Genomic DNA, 17,712 nt, shown 5'->3' on the forward strand with positions numbered 1-17,712 from the left:
ATGCGCGCGCCCTGGGCCTGCGATCCGGCCGCTTCGCGCGGGCGGGAATTCGCGCTGGAGCAGGGCGGTGTGCGCGGGCCACGCAGCGCATTCCAGCGCGACCGCGACCGCATCATCCATTCGATCGCGTTCCGCCGCCTGCGCCACAAGACGCAGGTTTTCATCGCGCCGGACGGCGATCACTATCGCGTGCGGCTGACGCACAGCCTGGAGGTGGCGCAGATCGGCCGGGTGATCGCCCGCGCGCTGGGGGCCGACGAAGACCTGACCGAGGCGCTGTGCCTGGCGCACGACATTGGCCACCCGCCGTTTGGCCATGCCGGGGAGGATGCGCTGCAATCCGCGTTCGCCGATGCCGGCGGGTTTGATCACAACGCCAATACCTTGCGCGTGCTGATGCGGCTGGAAAGCCCCTATGTGGAGCACGATGGCCTGAACTTGAGCTGGGAAATGCTCGAAGGGCTGGCCAAGCACAATGGCCCGGAGAAGAAGCCCACCTGGGCCTTGGCCGAACTCGATGCGGCGTTCCCGCTCGATCTGGCCAGCCACGCTTCGATAGAGGCGCAGATTGCGGCGATTTCCGATGACATTGCCTATGACAACCATGACATCGACGATGGCCTGCGCGGCGGCTTCCTGACGCTGGACGACCTGCTGGAGCTGCCGTTCGTGGCCGAGCAGTGGTATGCGATCGAAGCGCGCCATCCCCGCGCCCCGCGCGAACGGCTGTTGCGCGAATTGGTGCGCGGGCAGATTGGCCGCATGGTCAACGACGTGATCGGCGAAACGCAGGCGCGCCTGGCGAGCAGTGGCGTGGACAGCGTGGCAGCCGTGCGCGCGGCTGGCCGTGCGCTCTGCGGCTTTTCGGAAGCCGTGCGGCGCGAGGAGCGCACGCTCAAGCAGTTCATGTATGCCCGGCTCTACCTGCATCCCGAACAGGTCGCCGCCGCCGACCGCGCCCGCGCGGTGATCGAAACGCTGTTTGCCGCCTATCGCGCCGATGCCGCGCTGATGCCGCCCACCTGGCATGCCCGCTTGCCATTGGGCGAACCGGCACGCAGCCGCGCGATTGCCGATTTCATCGCCGGCATGACCGATCGCTATGCCATCGACAACTACGTGAAGATCACTGGGCAAGTACCTGAAGGGCTTAGCAATGTCTGATCCGGTCCGGGTCCTGCTGATCGGCGCGACCGGGCTGGTGGGGCAGGGCGTACTGGCAGCGGCGGTGGATCGCCCGGCCCTGCGCCTGGTTGCCCTGGGCCGCCGCGCAGCACCCCTGCCGCAGGGAGCGCGCATGGAGCAACTGGTGATCGAGCCGGCGCAATGGCCCGATGCGATCGCGGCCGCGCGCCCCGGCGTGATCGTGCTGGCGCTGGGCACGACGATTGCGGCCGTTGGGGGTGATCGCGCGGCGTTTCGGGCGGTCGACCATGACCTCGCTCTGCGCTGCGCGACGGCGGCGCGCCAGGCCGGCGTGGCCCACGCCATCCTCGTCTCCTCGGTGGGCGCCGATCCAGACGCGCGCGCCTTTTACCTTGCGACGAAGGGCGAGGTGGAACGTGACGTGGCGGCGCTGGGCTTTGCCCGGCTTGACGTGCTGCGCCCCGGGCTGCTGCTGGGCCGCCGCCAAGGCCCGCCGCGCCCGGCTGAGCGGCTCGGCATGGCGTTGGCGCCGTGGCTGGATTGGGTGCTGGCGGGCAGCGTTTCGCGCTATCGCTCGATCCCGGCTGCCACTGTCGGCCGGGCGATCGCAACCCTGGCGCAAGCCCAAGAGACCGGGCATTTCGTGCACCACTTTCGCGAAATCCACAGTGCCGCGCTCGGCAGGCCTGGCGGAACCGGTTGACTTGCATGGCAGCCTTGCGCGAAAGGGCATGCCTGTCGCTGACCCGCGCGGGAGAGTTCGCTGCCGATTCGCATATGTGAAATGGTAGTGGCGCCGAAGGAGCAACCGCCCCGGAATCTCTCAGGCCAAAGGACCGCACGGGGTCTATAGCGACACTCTGGAAAGTGCTGCCACTCCCGCAGAGGAGAGGAGCCGCCGAAGGGGTAACCCCATGATGCGCCGCAGGAGGGCGTGGGGGAAAGCTCTCAGGTTTCCGTGACAGAGGGGGCACCGTTGGGTGCACCTCTGTGCGGAGTTGAAACTTGTGAGTGACACATACGATCTCGCCCGTTCTGCGGGCGAAAAGCCGCCTATCCTGGCGCTCCCCCTCGATGCCTGGCACCGTGCACGCGGCGGCCGCATGGTCGAATTCGCCGGCTATCACATGCCCGTGCAGTACGAGGGCATTCTTGCCGAACACCTGTGGACCCGCGCCCATGCCGGGCTGTTCGATGTGTCGCACATGGGCCAATTGGTCTTGCGCGGCGCCAATGCGGCGCAAGCGCTGGAAAGCCTGTTGCCCGGCGCCTTTGCCACGCTCAAGCCGGGCAAGCAGCGCTATTCGCTGCTGCTGGCCGACGATGGCGGCATCCTCGACGATCTGATCGTCACCAACCGCGGCGATCACTTCTATGTGGTGGTCAACGGCGCGACCAAGCATGCCGACATCGCGCATATCGTGGCACGCCTGCCCAAAGGCGTGACGCTGGAGCATCTTGAAAGCCACGCGCTGCTGGCCTTGCAGGGGCCGGAAGCCGCCCAGGCGCTGGCTGCACTGGGCCTGGCGGTAGATAGCCTGGTGTTCATGGAAGCCGCTTCGTTCCAGTGGAACGGCGTGGCGCTGGGCGTGAGCCGGTCTGGCTATACCGGCGAGGATGGTTTCGAAATCTCGGTTCCGGCGGCGCAAGTGGAGGCGCTGGCCGATGCCCTGCTGGCGCAGCCGCAGGTCAAGCCGATTGGCCTGGGCGCGCGGGATTCGCTGCGCCTGGAAGCGGGCCTGCCGCTCTATGGCCATGATCTTTCGCCCGATATCGACCCGGTCGAGGCTGACCTCGGCTTTGCCATTCCCGTCCGACGCCGCGTGGCCGATGCCGGCTATCCCGGCGCCGCGCAGCTGGCACAGGCTTTTGCCCAAGGCCCGGCGCGCCGCCGCGTGGGCCTGCTGATCGAAGGCCGCATGGCCGCGCGCGAAGGCGCCGAAGTCATGGCCGATGGCCGCACGGTGGGCACCGTCACCTCGGGCGGGTTTGCTCCCAGCCTGGAACGTCCGATCGCCATGGCCTTCGTGGAAACCGCGCTGGCCGTGCCCGGTACCGCGCTGACTCTTTCGGTGCGCGGCAAGAGCCTTGCCGCCACCGTTACCCCGCTTCCCTTCATCCCCCACCGTTACGTGCGCAAAGGAGCCGCCTGATGACCCGCTATTTCACTGCCGACCACGAATGGCTTGCGGTTGAGGGCGACACCGCCACCGTTGGCATCACGGACTATGCGCAAAGCCAGTTGGGCGACATCACGTTCGTGGAACTGCCCGCCGTGGGCGCTGCTCTGGCCAAGGGTGACAGCGCCTCGGTGGTCGACTCGGTCAAGGCCGCGTCGGACGTCTATGCCCCGGTTTCGGGCGCGGTCACCGCAGTGAACCCGGCGCTGGAAGAGGCGCCCGAACTGGTCAACTCCGCCCCCGAAGGCGAAGGCTGGCTGTGGAAGATGACGCTGTCCGACGCCGGCGAACTCGACGGGTTGATGGACGAGGCGGCCTATGCCGCCCATGTCGCGGGGTTGTAAACGCATGCGCTATCTTCCCTTGAGCGACCATGATCGTGGCGAGATGCTCGCCACGATCGGGGTTCCCGATGTCGACGCGCTGTTTGCCGATGTGCCGGCCGACGCGCGCCTGACCGGGCCGATTGCCGGCCTGCCGGGCCATGCCAGCGAAATGGCGGTGGAGCGGCACATGGCGCGGCTTTCGGCCGAAAGTCTCACCGCTGGCCAGGTGCCGTTCTTCCTGGGGGCAGGGGCCTATCGCCACCACGTGCCCGCCACGGTCGATCACCTGATCCAGCGCGGCGAGTTCCTCACTGCGTACACTCCCTATCAGCCGGAAATCGCGCAGGGCACCTTGCAGGTCCTGTTCGAATTCCAGACCCAGGTCGCGCGCCTCTTCGGCACAGACGTGGCCAACGCCTCGCTCTACGACGGTTCTACCGCGTGCTGGGAAGCGATCGCCATGGCCGGGCGGATCACCCGCCGCAACAAGGCGGTGCTCTCGGGCGGCCTCCACCCGCATTACGTGGGCACGGCGCAGACCATGGCGCGGTTCACCGGAGATACGCTGGTGACGGCCAAGCCGGAACTGACCGCCGCGCCCGACGATGATGCGGTGATTGCCGCGATCGACAGCGAAACCTCGTGCGTGCTGGTGCAATACCCCGACGTGCTGGGCCGCATACCCGACATTGCCCGCATTGCCGCCGCCGCCCAGGCCAAGGGCGCGCTGCTGATCGCCGTGGTGACGGAGCCTGTGGCGCTGGGCCTGATCGAAAGCCCCGGCACGCTGGGCGCCGATATCGTGGTGGGCGAAGGGCAATCGCTGGGCGTGGGGCTGCAATTCGGCGGGCCGTACCTGGGCCTGTTCGGTTGCCGCGAAAAGTTCGTGCGGCAGATGCCGGGGCGCCTGTGCGGCGAAACCGTTGATGCCGATGGCAAGCGCGCCTTCGTGCTGACGCTTTCCACGCGCGAGCAGCATATCCGGCGCGAGAAGGCGACGAGCAATATCTGCACCAATTCAGGGCTTTGCGCCCTGGCGTTCAGCATTCACCTGAGTTTGCTGGGTGGCGAAGGGCTGGCCCGCATGGCCCGCGCCAGCCACTTGCGCGCGGTGCAGACGGCTGAGGCCCTGGCTGCGGTGCCGGGCATTGCGCTGGTGAACCAGACGTACGCCAACGAGTTTACCGTCACGCTGCCGCGCCCGGCGGCCGAAGTGGTCGATGCCCTGGCCGCGCGCCGGGTGCTGGGCGGCGTGGCGCTCTCGCGCCTGGCGCCGGGCCAGGCAGACCTGGCCAACGCGCTGATCGTGGCGACCAGCGAGTTGACGAGCGAGGAAGACATCGCGGCCCTGGCGGCCGCGCTTGCGGAGGTACTGGCATGACCGTTCTCAATCCCTCGGGCTGGCGGCCCGAAATGGGCGAGCGCGTTGCCGCCGCCCTCGATGCGCCCGAAACCGTGACCGGGAACCGTGCGCTGCACCTGGAAGAGCCGCTCTTGTTCGAAGTGGGCCGCATGGACCACTGCGGCGTCGATTTCGACCAGGTGCCCGGATCGCCGCTGGCGGCCCTTGCCCTGCGCGCCGCGCCGGTTGATCTGCCGGGCCTGAGCGAGCCGGAAGCGGTGCGGCATTACACCCGCCTGTCGCGCCAGAACTATGCGATCGACCTCGGGCTGTTCCCGCTGGGCAGTTGCACGATGAAGCACAACCCGCGCCTGGACGAGAAAGTGGCGCGCATGCCCGGCTTTGCCGACGTGCACCCGCTGCAACCGGTGGGCACGGTGCAGGGCGCGCTCAAGGTGATCGACCAACTGGCCGATTGGCTGGTCAAGCTGACCGGCATGGCCGCCGTGGCGATGACGCCCAAGGCCGGCGCCCATGGCGAGCTGTGCGGCCTGCTGGCAATCCGCGCCGCGCTGGACGCGCGCGGGGACAAGCGCGACGTGATCCTGGTGCCCGAAAGCGCCCATGGCACCAATCCCGCCACCGCCGCGTTTGCCGGGTTCAAGGTGGAATCGATTCCCGCCAGCGAAGATGGCCGGGTGGACACCGCCGCTTTGATTGCCAAGCTGGGCACGCACGTGGCCGGCGTGATGATCACCAACCCCAACACCTGCGGGTTGTTCGAGCGCGATCTCAAGACCATTGCCGATGCCGTTCATGGCGTGGGTGGCTATGTCTATTGCGATGGCGCGAACTTCAACGCCATCGTCGGCCGGGTGCGGCCGGGCGATCTGGGCGTGGACGCCATGCACATCAACCTGCACAAGACCTTTTCCACGCCGCATGGCGGGGGCGGGCCAGGTGCCGGGCCGGTGGTCTTGTCCGAAGCGTTGGCGCCTTTTGCGCCTTTGCCCTTCGTGGTGGCGGGCGGCAACGGCATGCTGCGCCTGGTCGAGGAAGCCGAAGGGGCGGCCGATGCTCCGCAAGCCTTTGGCCGCATGTGCGCGTTCCATGGGCAGATGGGCATGTTCAGCCGCGCCTTGGCCTATATCCTCAGCCACGGCGCCGATGGCCTGGCCCAGGCTTCGGGCGACGCCGTGCTCAATGCCAACTATGTCTTGCGCCGGTTGGAGCATGTGCTCCACGCGCCGTTCGGCGCGGCCGGCCCCTGCATGCACGAAGCACTGTTCAGTGATGACAACTTTGCCGAAGGCTTTGCCACGCTGGATCTGGCCAAGGGGCTGATCGACGAGGGCTACCACCCGATGACGGTCTATTTCCCGCTGGTGGTGCACGGGGCGATGCTGGTGGAGCCGACGGAAACCGAAAGCAAGGCGGGGCTGGACCAGTTCATCACCGCGATGGAAAGCCTGGGAGCACGCGCCAAGGCGGGTGATCCGGCGCTCAAGACCGCGCCGCACTTCGCCCCGCGCCGCCGCGTCGATGAAACCCGCGCCGCACGCAAGCCGCGCCTGGTGTGGAGCGCGCAGGGCGCCTGAAGACCTGACGTAACGACGTGAAAAAGGCGCCGCAAGATGCTGATCTTGCGGCGCCTTTCCATTTCAGTCGAGAGCGCGATTACTTGCCGTTGATCGCGTCAGACCCGGCCTGGCCAACCGATTGCACGTCCTTGCCGGCGCCCTTGACGGTATTGCACGCTGCCGTGCCCAGCAGCAGGCCGCCCATGGCGGCGGCGATGATGATCTTGCGCATCATTAAAAGGCTCCCTTGCCTGTGGGACGAAAGGCCGATCGAGCCTTTCCGAACGCGCACAGAACGAGCCAGCCTGCTTGCGGTTCCTTGCCCTTTCAGGCGATCGACGGGGCCGGGGGCACGGGCGGCGCAGGCGCCATGCTGTTGCGGGCACGATGGCGCACGTGCTCGCGCCAGGCGATGATCAGGCCCGCGGCAATCACGACCGGCGCGCCCAGCCAGGTCGTGGGCGGGGGCAGGTGATCGAACACGATCCAGCCCCACAGCGTTGCCCAGCCAAACTGCGAATAGTCCATGACAATCACGCTCGATACCCGGCCAAAGCGCAGCGCTGCCGTCATCAACAGCTGTGCCGCCAGCCCGGTGACACCGATGCCGACGAGCATGAGCCAACCCAGCGCGTCGTGGTGCACGCCGGTGTGCAGCAGGAATGGCGCCAGCACCGGCACGCTCATCGCTGAAAAATAGAACACGATGGTCAGGGGCTCCTCGGTCCGCCCCAGGTCGCGCAACTGGATCGATACGAGCGCGACCATGAACGCCGCGCCAATGCCCACGCACAGGCCGAGCACGGGCAGCTCGGCCTCGGCCGGCCCCGCAATCACCACGATGCCCAGCAGGCCGATGGCCACCGCCGTCCAGCGCCAGGGCCCGACTTTCTCCTTGAGCAGGAGCGCCGAAAGAATGACCGCAAAGACCGGTGCGGTGAAGCCCAGGACGGTGGCTTCGGCCAAGGGCAGGATCTGCACCACGCCCAGCGTAAGGAACATGCCGGCGGTGCCGATCATCGCGCGGCGGAAATGCACCCAGGGCCGCGTCGTGCGCAGCCGCCGCAATTCGCCGCGCGCACCCAGCCAGCCGAGCAGCATCAGTGCCGGGAAGGCCTGGCGCCAGAACATCGTTTCGGGCAAGGGCATGCCCCGCTCGCCCGTCAGCTTGACCAGCAGCAGCATCAGCGACAGCATCGCCATGGCCGCCAGGCGGAGCCCAAGGGCCAGGAACGGTCTTTCGTGCGCGCGCATGGCTCGCGCGCCTAGGGAGCAGCGGCGCTCTATGCAAGCCCATTGCACAGGCGCGGACATCGGCCCTCTTGCGCGGGCGCCGGACGGTCGCCATGGCGCAGCCATGATGGAACGTTGGCTTGCGATCGACTGGGAAGGGCTGTGGCAGCGGCTTTGGACGGGCCCGTGGCAGGGCACGGCCACGGTGGGCGGCGCGCTGCTGGCCATTGCGTGCTGGGCGGGAATGGCGGAGCGCCGGCGCGCCAAGCGGCAGAACCTCGATCGCGTGGGCTGCATGCCCTGGACGATGATCTACGTGCTGTGCTTTTTCCTTGGCTGCGTGCTGGTGGGCGGTGCCTTGCACACCGCCCTGTCCGGCTGACGCTTAGAGGCAGGCCTCCAGGAACGCCTGGTCGAACCCGAACTGGCGGGCCTTTTCCAGGGTATAGGGGCGCAAGCCCGAAGGGCGGAACTCGCCGATGATCTTGCCCTCTTCAGTTTCGTCCAGGTATTCGAACTTGAACAGTTCCTGGGTCACGATCACATCGCCTTCCATCCCGATCACTTCGGTGATGTTGGTGGTGCGGCGCGAACCGTCGCGCAGGCGCTTGACCTGAACGATCAGATCGACCGATTCCGCAATCTGGCGGCTGATCGCTTCCTTGGGGATCTTGATGTCCCCCATCAGGATCATGTTTTCCATACGGCCCAGGCATTCGCGCGGAGAGTTGGCGTGGAGCGTACACATCGAGCCATCGTGGCCGGTGTTCATCGCCGCGAGCAGGTCAAAACATTCCGCGCCGCGAATTTCGCCCAGGATGATGCGGTCAGGGCGCATACGCAGCGCGTTCTTCACCAGATCGCCGATGGTGATCGCGCCCTGGCCTTCCAGGTTGGGCGGGCGGGTTTCCAGCGGCAGCCAGTGCGGCTGTTGCAGGCGCAGTTCGGCCGCGTCTTCGATGGTCAGCACGCGCTCGCCCGGATCGATCATCTTGGACAGCGCGTTGAGCATCGTGGTTTTCCCCGAGCCGGTACCGCCCGAGATGACGATGTTCATGCGGCAGGCCCCGGCGATTTTCAGCGCGGTGCACATCTTGTCGCTCATCGAACCGAAATCGCGCAGCATATCGAGCGTGATCGGCTTTTCGGAGAACTTACGAATGGAAATCGCGGTGCCGCGCAAGCTGAGCGGGGGCACGATCACGTTGACGCGGCTGCCGTCCTTCAGGCGGGCGTCGGCCAGCGGCGTCGTCTGGTCCACGCGGCGGCCCACCTGGTTGACGATGCGCTGCGCGATCTGGAACAGGTGGCTTTCATCGCGGAAGCGGATCGGGGCGAGTTGCAGCTTGCCCTTCTTTTCGATGTAGGTCTGCTCCGGCCCGTTGACCATGATGTCCGACACGTCGGGATCGTTGAGCAGCTCTTCCAGCGGGCCGAAGCCGAGCAGTTCGTCGATCAGCACCTTTTCCAGCGCGAACTGTTCGCGCCGGTTGAGCGTGACTTTCAGTTCCGCCAGCACTTCCATGATGATCGGGCGGAATTCCTCCGACAGTTCATCCTTGGTCAGCGTGGCGGCCGCTTCGGGATCGACACGTTCGAGCAGGCGCGGCAGCACCTGTTCCTTGATCTTGTGGACCGAGGCTTCGAAGCCTTCGGCCTGGTAGGTGTTGTCGACCACGCCGTTGATGCGTTCGGCCAGGCGGCTCATGGCGTCGGCGTGCTTGCCGCCCATGTCGTCGTTCGCACCGGGCAGCGGGCTGGGTTCGGGAATGCCCATCGGCACCGGAGCGGCCGTGTCACCGGCCTTCATCGGTCGCGCAACGCCGAACGAAGGGCGCGCGGCGGCGGTCCCACCCAAACCTGTCTTCCGGCCAAAAGCGCTCATGCGTCTTTTCCTGTCAACTCGTTCCATGGCGCCGTAGCCTGACAATGGTCAGGAACGGCTTGGTAGACGTAGTGAATACGGGGGAAACCTTCAGGATTTCCTAAAATAGCGGTGATCGGGTGACGCCGGCACGACTCCGGCAGGGCTGGGCCCGCCATCAGAACCGGCCGATCGGGCGCAGCACTGGGCCACACCAGGGCGCGCGCGCCCGGCCTTCGGGCGCGTCGCTGCCGATTTCGTAGAAGTGAAAGTCGGATACGCCCAGGCCGCCGGGCACCATTCCCAGGTGGCGGATCAAGGGCGGGTGATCGGCAATCTTCATTTCCGACAGCAGATAGAAATGTCCTTTGGTGGCAACCGCTTCGCGGAGCAGCCGGGAAAAGGCGGCATCGCGCACGGGGGTTCGGTTGACCGGATTGTCCCAGCGCACCCATTGCTGCCCGCAGGGACGGCCAAGCCGTTCGAACACGATGCCGGTCTGCATGTGGATGCGCTGCCCGTTGCCGTCGGGGTAGGAGAACCACCGCACCTGGGCGAGGCCATGGCTGCGAATGAACGCGCCGGCTTCGGCAGAGCGATCGAACGGCACGGCCAGAGCGGCTGCGGCCCAGACCAGGCCGCAAGCCCCTGCCGCATAGGCCCAGGCGCGCAGGCCATAGGCGGGTGCAGGGCCGCCGCGCAGCCGCCGATGCCATAGCAGCAAGACCAGCAGCAGCACGCCAAGCATCAGGTGGCGCGGCGACAAGACATAGACCATGACGCCAAAGGCCATGGTGAGCAGCATGAAGCCGGCCATGATCCAGGCGTCCTGCGGCCGGCGGCGCAGTTCCATCGTGATGATGAAAGCAAACACGCATAGCGCCAGCGCGCCCAGCACGGGCGGTGGAGGGCTGTTCCAGTGCAAGCCACCGTCACGCCATTGCAGCGGCAGCGCCAAAGTGCCGATGTTGGCCAGCCAGGTGGCAAAGCCCGTCAAGGGGCCGAGCAGGGGCGCTGCCGGCACCATGCCGGGCGCGGGCCTTACGGTCCAGGCGGCCAACATGCCCGATGCCGCAAACACGATCGACCAGGGCCAAGACCAGCGGCGATCCTGCCAGCGCAGCCCGACCAGAACGAGGCCAATGACGCCGAACAGGAAATCGCATTGTGGCAACAGCACGAGGAACGGCCAGGCCCACTGTCCGCGCTGCCACAGCGCCATGGCCAGCAGCGCGCATGCCACGCCCAATGTCAGGCTGCGCGACAAGGTAAAGAATTCGAACAGGAAAAACGGGCTGATTGCGAGCGCAAGGCGTAGCGTTCGAGCAAACGGGGCGCGGGCAAGGATGGCCAGTTGCGCCGGCAGGGCGAGAAGCCCCGCTGCCAGCGGCAGCACCCAGCGCGGATCGGGCAGCACCGCCGCAAGGGCACGGAGCAGCGCATACCACAGCGCGGGATGCCCTTCATAGCGCAAGGTCGCCAGCAGGTCGCTCCAATCGGCCGACTGCGCGGCGATTTGCAGGGCCTGGGCTTCATCCAGCCAGGGGCGATGGGTGGCGATCAGCACGATCTGCAGGCAGAGCACGGCGGCCACCGCCACCGCCCAGGCCGCGTCGCGCGCCAGCCAACGCCCGCCCACTTGATCGATCCGCGCCACCACTGCGCGCAACCGGCGGTCGGCAGCCAATAGGCGGGGGCCAACGCCCGGCAGATGCCTGCGCATCCAGCGTCGCAGCGCAAAGCGGCGCGACGCGTCGCAGCCCTGGCGCCTCTTGTCGCTGATGGTTGCTGCTGGCATCGTGGAATGCACTGCCCCGGCTGTTGATCGAGGCCGAGACCTAGGGCGGCTTGGTTCAAGGAATGGTTAATGCGCAGTGACCCGCGCGGGCGCAAGCAACGCATTCGGCCCGATGCGGAAGGCCCGGAAAACGGCAGGCCGCTATCGGCCGATGGGGCGTGCTGGCTGTGCCAGCGGCCGCTGGGCCGCAAGGTGGAATGGCATCATCCCGTGCCAAAAAGCCGGGGCGGGCGCGAGGTCGTGCCCTTGCATCCGATCTGCCATCGCACGGTTCACGCCTGTTTCGACAATGCGCAACTGGCAAGGCTTGGCTGGGACCGGGCTGCATTGTCGCAGGATGCAGCCCTTTCCCGGTTTCTTGCGTGGATCGCGAACAAGCCGCCCGATTTCCACGCGCGAACCGCACCGCGGCGCTGAGGGAGGCGCCGGGTGCGAGGAGTTCAGATGCGTGCCGCGAAAAGATAGCCTTCGCCGCGCACGGTGCGGATCAAGGCGCCGCCGCCGTGACGCACCAGCTTGGCGCGCAGGCGCGAAACCGCCACGTCGATCGCGCGATCGAACGCTTCGGCTTCGTCGCCATGAACCAGGCGCAGCAGCGCTTCACGGCTGACGACCTGGCCCGCGTTGGTGGCGAGGGCGTGAAGCAGCTTGAATTCGCCGCTGGTCAGGTCAACGTCGCGGCCGGCCGCATCGCGCACCACGTAGAACGTGGGATCGAGCACCCAACCGGCAAAGGTGAGCACCGGCGTGGCGGCCGCGCGCGCGTTGGCGGCATGGCCACGGCGCAGCACCACGCGCAGGCGGGCCAGCAACTCGCGCGGGTTGAACGGCTTGGCCAGGTAGTCATCGGCACCCAGTTCGAGGCCGACGATGCGATCGATGTCGCTTGCCACGGCAGACAGCAGCATGACCGGGGGCGTGCCGGGCTGTTCGGCCATTTCACGCAGCAGGCCGAGCGAATCTTCGCCACGTGCCATGACATCGAGGATCACCGCGTCGATCGGTTCTTGCGCCACCAGATGGCGCAGTTCGGTGCCGTTGGCGACGGAGATCACATGCATGCCCTGGCCTTCCAGGTATTCGCGCAGCATGTCGCGGGTCTGCTGGTCTTCGTCGAGCAGGGCAATGCGAGCGTCGTGCGTGCGGCGGGTTGCCGGCTCATAGCCGTTGGCCGCAGCCGAAGCGGGCATGGCCCCCTCGTTGCGGGCAAAGCGCAGGCCTGCGTGGTTGGGGTTGGGGTTTGGGCGGAATTCGGAGTGAGCAAGGGGCATTCGTCAGGGTCCATCAGTGGGAGGGAGGGATGAGGGACACCCGCTTAACGAGGGGGTCGGGAAAACCCTTCGCGGGAAATTTCTTATTCTTGCGGTTCGCGCTGCTTTCCTGCCGAAGATGTATGGCGGATGAATGCAATCGATTGTTGTAAGGCGAAGAACTCTGTGCCATGGTGCTTGCGAAGGGCCGGTGAAGCCCCTTGGGAGAGCGTCATGGAAATTGCCCACAATCCGGCCGAAACAGGGCCCAGCAGCGCCGGAGCCGGCATCGCGGGCCCGGTGCGGCCGCATCTGTCGTTGGCGCGGATTCTGGAAATGAACCTGGGTTTCCTGGGCTTGCAGTTCAGCTTTGGCCTGCAGCAAGGCAACATGGGGCCGATCTACAGCTATCTGGGCGCGAACGAGGCGCAATTGCCGTTGCTGGGCCTGGCCGGGCCGATCACCGGCCTGCTGGTGCAGCCGCTGATCGGCGCACTGTCGGATCGCACCGCCAGCCGCTGGGGCCGGCGCACGCCCTATTTCCTGATCGGCGCGGTGCTGTGCGCGCTGGGCCTGTTCCTGATGCCCCTGTCATCATCGGTGCTGATGGCGGCGTCGCTGTTGTGGCTGCTCGACGCGGGCAACAACATCACGATGGAGCCCTATCGGGCCTATGTCTCCGACCGGCTCAATCCCAACCAGCGGCAGACCGGCTTCCTGTCGCAAAGCGCCTTTACCGGTCTTGCCCAAATGCTCGCGTTCCTGACGCCCTCGATCCTGGTGGGGCTGGGCATGAACCAGGACTGGGTCGATGCCCATGGCATTCCCTATACGGTGCGCGTGGTTTTCACGCTGGGCGCGGTGCTCTCGCTGGTCACTATCCTGTGGTCGGTGTGGCGCGTCCCGGAACTGCCCTTGACCGTGCAGGAACGCGCGCAGATCGAAGCCGCGCCCAAGGGGTTCGGCGCGGCCCTGGCCGAAATTGCCGACGCCATCGCCACCATGCCGGTAGCCATGCGCAAGCTTGGGCTGATGAGCCTGTTCCAGTGGTCGGCCATGTCGGGCTATTGGCTCTACGTCACCTATTCCATCGCGCGCACGGTCTATCACACTGCCGACGCCCACAGTTCGGCATTCCACAGCGCCGTTCTGACCAATGGCGAGATGGCTGCGTTCTACAACGGTATTTCGTTTGTCACCGCCTTTGCCATGGTGCCGCTGGTGCGCCGCATCGGGCCCGGGCCGCTGCACGCGTTGTGCCTGATGGCCGGCGGCCTTGGCATGCTGGCCCTGCCGCACGTGACCGACAAGGCGCTGCTGTTCGTGCCGGCCGTGGGCGTGGGCCTGGCCTGGGGCAGCATCATGGGCAATCCCTATGCCATCCTGACCAACTCCATCCCGCCGGCGCGCACCGGGGTTTACATGGGCATTTTCAACATGATGATCGTCATCCCCATGTTGCTGTTCGCCGTGGTGATGAGCGAGCTTGACCTGGGCTTCGTCAAGCTGGGCCTGGGGGCCTATGCCCATGTCCTGGGCAGCGATCCGGGCAATATGCTTTCGCTGTGCGGTGCCTTGCTGATCGCGGCGGCGTTTTCGGTGCTGTGGGTGCGCGAAGGGCGCCCGCAGGCGCTGCGCCTGGCAGAGGCAGCCGCGTGAGCCCGCTCTTGCTCAACCTGACCAGCGGCGCGGCGGCCATCGTGCTGGAGCCGCGCGCTGGTCGCGCACCCGCGTGGCGCCACTGGGGCGCGTTCGCCGATCCGGCCGGGCTTCCTTCGCTGGCCGACATGCGCGGGCCAGCCTCGTTCTCGCTGGATGAGGACGTTCCGCTCGATACCGCACCGCTGAATGGATTGGGCTGGTTCGGCCCTGCCGCGCTCAGCCTGCGCGATGGCGCGGGCAGGGGCATCGCCGTGGCCTGGACCGATTGCGATTGGGCGCGCACCAGCGACGGCGCGATGATCCGCCTGGAAGATGCGGCGCGCGGCGTGCGGCTGGTGCAGACGATCATGGGCGATGGCCGGGGCGGATTTCGCCTCGCCGCCACGCTGACCAACACCGGCCCCGCGCCCGTCACGCTCGATTGGCTGGCAAGCGCGGTGCTGCCGCTGCCCGCCGATGCGACGCGGCTGGTATCCTGGCGCGGGCGCCACAATGCCGAACTCGTCGAGCAGGTAGAGCCGATGCCGGCCCAGGCGTGGGTGCGTGAAGGGCGGCGCGGGATTGCCGGCCACAGCGGGCCGCCGGGCCTGTTCGTGCTGGGGGAGGGCGCCGGCCACGCCAAGGGCGCGGTTCATGGCCTGCAACTGTGCTGGTCGGGCGACAGCGTGATCCGCGTGGAGCGCGACGACGAAGGCTTTTTCGTGGCTCTCGCCGGGGCAAGGCTCGCGCCGGGCGAAGTGGTGCTGCACCCCGGCGAGAGCTGGTCTGCGCCCGAGGCGCTGGCCGTCTATTCCGACGAGGGGCGCAACGGCGCCACGGCGGTGTTTCACGCCGCCGTGCGCGCCATGGTGCGCTGGCCGGGTGGCGCCATGGCGCCGCGCAAGGTGCATCTCAATTCGTGGGAAGCCTGCTATTTCGATCACGACGAGGCGCGCATCCTGGCGCTGGCGCAAGCCGCCGCGCAGATCGGGATCGAACGTTTCGTGCTGGATGATGGCTGGTTCGTGGGGCGCGGCGACGATACCGCTGGCCTGGGCGACTGGACGCCAGACCCGGCCAAGTACCCGCAAGGCCTGGCGCCGCTCGCCAACCAGATCACGGCCATGGGCATGGAATTCGGCCTGTGGGTTGAGCCGGAAATGGTCAATCCCGACAGCGCGCTGTATCGTGCGCATCCTGATTGGGCGCTGGCGCTGCCAGAGCGCGCGCGGCCCACGGCGCGCAACCAGCTCGTGCTCGACCTGTCGCTGGGCGCAGTGCGCGATTACCTGTTCGGCTGCCTCGATCGACTGCTGCGCGAGGTGCCGATCGGCTATCTGAAATGGGACCACAACCGCGACCTGGCCCCCGCCGGTGGAGCCGCCCAGGTGCGTGGGCTCTACGACCTGCTGGCCCGGCTACGCGCCGCCCATCCCAAAGTGGAGATCGAGGCTTGTGCCGGTGGCGGCGGACGCAACGATGCCGGCATGGCGCCGTTCGTGCATCGCTATTGGACGAGCGATAATATCGACGCGGTCAGCCGTGTCGCTATCCAGCGCGGCTTCCTGGCGTTCCTGCCACCGGAAATGATGGGCAGCCACGTCGGCGCCAGCCCGGCCCATGCCACCGGGCGGGCACAGGCGCTGGCGTTCCGCGCGGCCGTGGCCCTGCCGGGGCACTTTGGCGTGGAAATGGATCCGCGCACGCTCGCGCCTGCCGAGCGCGATGACCTTGCCGGCTGGATCGCGTTTCACCGTGAATGGCGCGATCTGCTGCATGGCGGCCAGGTCTGGTTGGGCGAGGGCAACGATGGCCTGGTCTGGCAGGCGCAGGGCGCCCCAAATCGGCAACTGCTGTTCGTGATCCGCCGCGCACCGGCGCAAGATCGGCGGCCCCAGCCGCTGCGCCTGCCCCATCTGGCCGGGCAGGGCGTGCTGAACGTGCGGCTGCTGCGCCTGGCCGGCGGCACCGGCGGGCACGCTGCCCCCACCACGGCGCTGCACCGGGCGATGCATGATGCCCCGGTGGCGATGACCGGCAGTTGGCTGGCCCATGCCGGCCTGCCGCTGCCGCCGATGAATGCCCAGACCGTGGCGATCTTTGCCATCGAGGCCACGTGACAATGCCCCGATCCCCACGCCCCTTCTCTCCTTCCTTGCGCGCCTGACGCGCCAACCTGCACGAGGTCGCATGTCCGCCGATCCCCTTTCGTCCGTTTCCGATGCGCAATCGATTGCTCAGATCTTGCGCCGTCAGCCCAGTCGTTGGGAGCCCCATGGCTATGACCCGGTCCCGGAAATTCCGCTGGTTACGGCGGCCGATGTGGCGCCGATCATGCCGGGGCTGGACCTGTGGGACTGCTGGCCCCTGGCGCACGAGGATGGGCGCACTGCGGTGCACGCCGGGCGCACCTGGTGGTTCTTCCTCAGCGCACCCTGCTTTCCCGATCCCGTGCAGCGGCACGACGTGGCGCGCATCCGCCTGCTGTCCCATGGGGACGACGGCTGGCGCGATCACGGCAATGCCCTGCCAGATGGGCTGAACCCCGGTACGCGCGAATGGGCGGGCTGCGCCGTGCTGATGGATGACGGCGTTTCGGTGACGCTGTTCTACACTGTGGCCGGGCGCCAGGGCGGGGCATTTTCCTATGAGCAGCGGCTGTTTGCCGTGCCGGGCACGCTGGGCGCCGACGGCCCCGGGGCATGGCAGGCGCCGCAAGAGATCGTCGCCGCCGACGGCGTGCGCTATGTCGCCGATCGCCAGGAAATCACCAATCCTGCGCCTGGCTCGATCAAGGCCTTTCGCGATCCCGCCTGGTTCCGCGATCCCGCCACGGGCAAGGCCCACGTGGTGTTCACCGGCAGCGCCGCCTGGACCAGCAATCCGCACAACGGGCTCGTCGGCCTGGCCACCCTGACCGCTGATGGCTGGCTGCTGGAAGACCCGCTGGTCGAGGCGATCGGCACCAACAACGAGATGGAGCGGCCCTGCGTGGTGTGGCGCGACGGGCGTTACTACCTGTTCTGGTCCACCCAGCGCCACACGTTCGCTCCCGGTGCGGTCGATGGGCCCAATGGTCTTTATGGGATGGTCGCCGAAAGCCTGACCGGCCCCTGGCGCCAGCTGAACGGCAGCGGCCTGGTTGCGCCCAATCCGGCCGGAGAACCGGGCCAGACCTATAGCTGGTGGGTGACCGGCGAAGGCACGGTGTGGAGCTTCATCGACTATTGGGGCATGGCCGGGCGCAAGCTGGCCGACCATCCCGAACTGCTGCGCGCGCAATTCGGCGGCACGCCGGCGCCGGTGTTCAGCCTGGTGTTCGAGGGCGATCGCGTAACGGTCGCGCCATAAG

Annotated in this window: 16 protein-coding genes and 2 riboswitches; of the genes, 11 read left to right on the forward strand and 5 right to left on the reverse strand. The window is 67.3% G+C overall.

Annotated elements, in window-relative coordinates:
* From R9J51_RS13225 to gcvPB, 6 genes are all read left to right on the forward strand, one after another.
* On the forward strand, positions 1 to 1,164 hold the full coding sequence (locus R9J51_RS13225; protein ID WP_179504704.1) for a deoxyguanosinetriphosphate triphosphohydrolase: 1,164 nt from the start codon (positions 1 to 3) through the stop codon (positions 1,162 to 1,164).
* Positions 1,157 to 1,849 carry an NAD(P)H-binding protein gene (locus R9J51_RS13230; RefSeq protein ID WP_179504705.1) on the forward strand — a complete coding sequence of 231 codons (693 nt, stop codon included), beginning with the start codon at positions 1,157 to 1,159 and terminating at the stop codon, positions 1,847 to 1,849. Before R9J51_RS13225 ends, R9J51_RS13230 begins: the two co-directional genes overlap by 8 nt.
* A 38-nt stretch (positions 1,850 to 1,887) precedes the next feature.
* Positions 1,888 to 1,995, forward strand: a riboswitch (glycine riboswitch).
* Between the two features lies 1 nt (position 1,996).
* Positions 1,997 to 2,121, forward strand: a riboswitch (glycine riboswitch).
* A gap of 32 nt (positions 2,122 to 2,153) precedes the next feature.
* Positions 2,154 to 3,299, forward strand: a complete 1,146-nt coding sequence (gene gcvT / locus R9J51_RS13235; protein WP_179504706.1) for a glycine cleavage system aminomethyltransferase GcvT — start codon at positions 2,154 to 2,156, stop codon at positions 3,297 to 3,299.
* Positions 3,299 to 3,670, forward strand: a complete 372-nt coding sequence (gcvH, locus tag R9J51_RS13240; protein ID WP_179504707.1) for a glycine cleavage system protein GcvH — start codon at positions 3,299 to 3,301, stop codon at positions 3,668 to 3,670. Before gcvT ends, gcvH begins: the two co-directional genes overlap by 1 nt.
* A 4-nt stretch (positions 3,671 to 3,674) precedes the next feature.
* On the forward strand, positions 3,675 to 5,033 hold the full coding sequence (gene gcvPA, locus R9J51_RS13245) for an aminomethyl-transferring glycine dehydrogenase subunit GcvPA (protein WP_179504708.1): 1,359 nt from the start codon (positions 3,675 to 3,677) through the stop codon (positions 5,031 to 5,033).
* Positions 5,030 to 6,592 (forward strand): aminomethyl-transferring glycine dehydrogenase subunit GcvPB, encoded by a 1,563-nt coding sequence (gene gcvPB, locus R9J51_RS13250; protein WP_179504709.1) that lies wholly within the window; start codon positions 5,030 to 5,032, stop codon positions 6,590 to 6,592. Before gcvPA ends, gcvPB begins: the two co-directional genes overlap by 4 nt.
* Positions 6,593 to 6,671: 79 nt before the next feature.
* Here the strand turns inward: gcvPB and R9J51_RS13255 are convergent, their stop codons facing one another.
* Entirely contained in the window at positions 6,672 to 6,809 is a 138-nt protein-coding gene (locus tag R9J51_RS13255) for an entericidin A/B family lipoprotein (protein WP_168554887.1), read from the reverse strand.
* A 92-nt stretch (positions 6,810 to 6,901) separates the two neighbouring features.
* A complete protein-coding gene (locus R9J51_RS13260; RefSeq protein WP_179504710.1) occupies positions 6,902 to 7,828 on the reverse strand; it encodes a DMT family transporter in 927 nt (308 codons plus the stop codon).
* A gap of 103 nt (positions 7,829 to 7,931) precedes the next feature.
* Here R9J51_RS13260 and R9J51_RS13265 point away from each other — a divergent pair, with 103 nt between their 5' ends.
* A complete protein-coding gene (locus R9J51_RS13265; protein WP_179504711.1) occupies positions 7,932 to 8,189 on the forward strand; it encodes a hypothetical protein in 258 nt (85 codons plus the stop codon).
* A gap of 3 nt (positions 8,190 to 8,192) precedes the next feature.
* Here the strand turns inward: R9J51_RS13265 and R9J51_RS13270 are convergent, their stop codons facing one another.
* Positions 8,193 to 9,692, reverse strand: a complete 1,500-nt coding sequence (locus tag R9J51_RS13270) for a CpaF family protein (protein ID WP_168554890.1) — start codon at positions 9,690 to 9,692, stop codon at positions 8,193 to 8,195.
* 157 nt (positions 9,693 to 9,849) lie between these two features.
* Positions 9,850 to 11,469 carry a hypothetical protein gene (locus R9J51_RS13275; protein ID WP_218847414.1) on the reverse strand — a complete coding sequence of 540 codons (1,620 nt, stop codon included), beginning with the start codon at positions 11,467 to 11,469 and terminating at the stop codon, positions 9,850 to 9,852.
* A gap of 102 nt (positions 11,470 to 11,571) precedes the next feature.
* On the opposite strand from R9J51_RS13275, the gene R9J51_RS13280 reads away from it, so the two are divergent.
* Positions 11,572 to 11,886, forward strand: coding sequence for an HNH endonuclease (locus R9J51_RS13280; RefSeq protein ID WP_169474961.1), 315 nt, complete (start codon positions 11,572 to 11,574; stop codon positions 11,884 to 11,886).
* Between the two features lie 23 nt (positions 11,887 to 11,909).
* On the opposite strand, the gene R9J51_RS13285 is transcribed toward R9J51_RS13280, so the two are convergent.
* Positions 11,910 to 12,740, reverse strand: a complete 831-nt coding sequence (locus tag R9J51_RS13285) for a winged helix-turn-helix domain-containing protein (RefSeq protein WP_246865906.1) — start codon at positions 12,738 to 12,740, stop codon at positions 11,910 to 11,912.
* Positions 12,741 to 13,055: 315 nt separating this feature from the next.
* Here R9J51_RS13285 and R9J51_RS13290 point away from each other — a divergent pair, with 315 nt between their 5' ends.
* The 3 genes from R9J51_RS13290 (at position 13,056) to R9J51_RS13300 (ending at position 17,711) form a co-directional block, all read left to right on the forward strand.
* On the forward strand, positions 13,056 to 14,378 hold the full coding sequence (locus R9J51_RS13290; RefSeq protein WP_179506464.1) for an MFS transporter: 1,323 nt from the start codon (positions 13,056 to 13,058) through the stop codon (positions 14,376 to 14,378).
* Positions 14,375 to 16,480 (forward strand): alpha-galactosidase, encoded by a 2,106-nt coding sequence (locus tag R9J51_RS13295; RefSeq protein WP_432787463.1) that lies wholly within the window; start codon positions 14,375 to 14,377, stop codon positions 16,478 to 16,480. The genes R9J51_RS13290 and R9J51_RS13295 overlap by 4 nt, the downstream gene beginning before the upstream one ends.
* Before the next feature lie 70 nt (positions 16,481 to 16,550).
* Complete coding sequence (locus R9J51_RS13300; RefSeq protein WP_179504713.1) at positions 16,551 to 17,711, forward strand: glycoside hydrolase family 68 protein; 1,161 nt, start codon at positions 16,551 to 16,553, stop codon at positions 17,709 to 17,711.
* The last annotated feature ends 1 nt before the right edge of the window (position 17,712 follow it).

This window comes from Novosphingobium rhizosphaerae (assembly GCF_050920675.1).
GTDB lineage: Bacteria > Pseudomonadota > Alphaproteobacteria > Sphingomonadales > Sphingomonadaceae > Novosphingobium > Novosphingobium rhizosphaerae.

Coding starts and splice junctions, on each gene's coding strand:
- R9J51_RS13225 (WP_179504704.1), top strand. CDS start 1: ATGCGCGCGCCCTGGGCCTGCGATCCGGCCGCTTCGCGCGGGCGGGAA.
- R9J51_RS13230 (WP_179504705.1), top strand. CDS start 1,157: ATGTCTGATCCGGTCCGGGTCCTGCTGATCGGCGCGACCGGGCTGGTG.
- gcvH (WP_179504707.1), top strand. CDS start 3,299: ATGACCCGCTATTTCACTGCCGACCACGAATGGCTTGCGGTTGAGGGC.
- gcvPA (WP_179504708.1), top strand. CDS start 3,675: ATGCGCTATCTTCCCTTGAGCGACCATGATCGTGGCGAGATGCTCGCC.
- gcvPB (WP_179504709.1), top strand. CDS start 5,030: ATGACCGTTCTCAATCCCTCGGGCTGGCGGCCCGAAATGGGCGAGCGC.
- R9J51_RS13255 (WP_168554887.1), bottom strand. CDS start 6,809: ATGATGCGCAAGATCATCATCGCCGCCGCCATGGGCGGCCTGCTGCTG.
- R9J51_RS13260 (WP_179504710.1), bottom strand. CDS start 7,828: ATGCGCGCGCACGAAAGACCGTTCCTGGCCCTTGGGCTCCGCCTGGCG.
- R9J51_RS13265 (WP_179504711.1), top strand. CDS start 7,932: ATGATGGAACGTTGGCTTGCGATCGACTGGGAAGGGCTGTGGCAGCGG.
- R9J51_RS13270 (WP_168554890.1), bottom strand. CDS start 9,692: ATGAGCGCTTTTGGCCGGAAGACAGGTTTGGGTGGGACCGCCGCCGCG.
- R9J51_RS13275 (WP_218847414.1), bottom strand. CDS start 11,469: ATGCCAGCAGCAACCATCAGCGACAAGAGGCGCCAGGGCTGCGACGCG.
- R9J51_RS13285 (WP_246865906.1), bottom strand. CDS start 12,740: ATGCCCCTTGCTCACTCCGAATTCCGCCCAAACCCCAACCCCAACCAC.
- R9J51_RS13290 (WP_179506464.1), top strand. CDS start 13,056: ATGAACCTGGGTTTCCTGGGCTTGCAGTTCAGCTTTGGCCTGCAGCAA.
- R9J51_RS13300 (WP_179504713.1), top strand. CDS start 16,551: ATGTCCGCCGATCCCCTTTCGTCCGTTTCCGATGCGCAATCGATTGCT.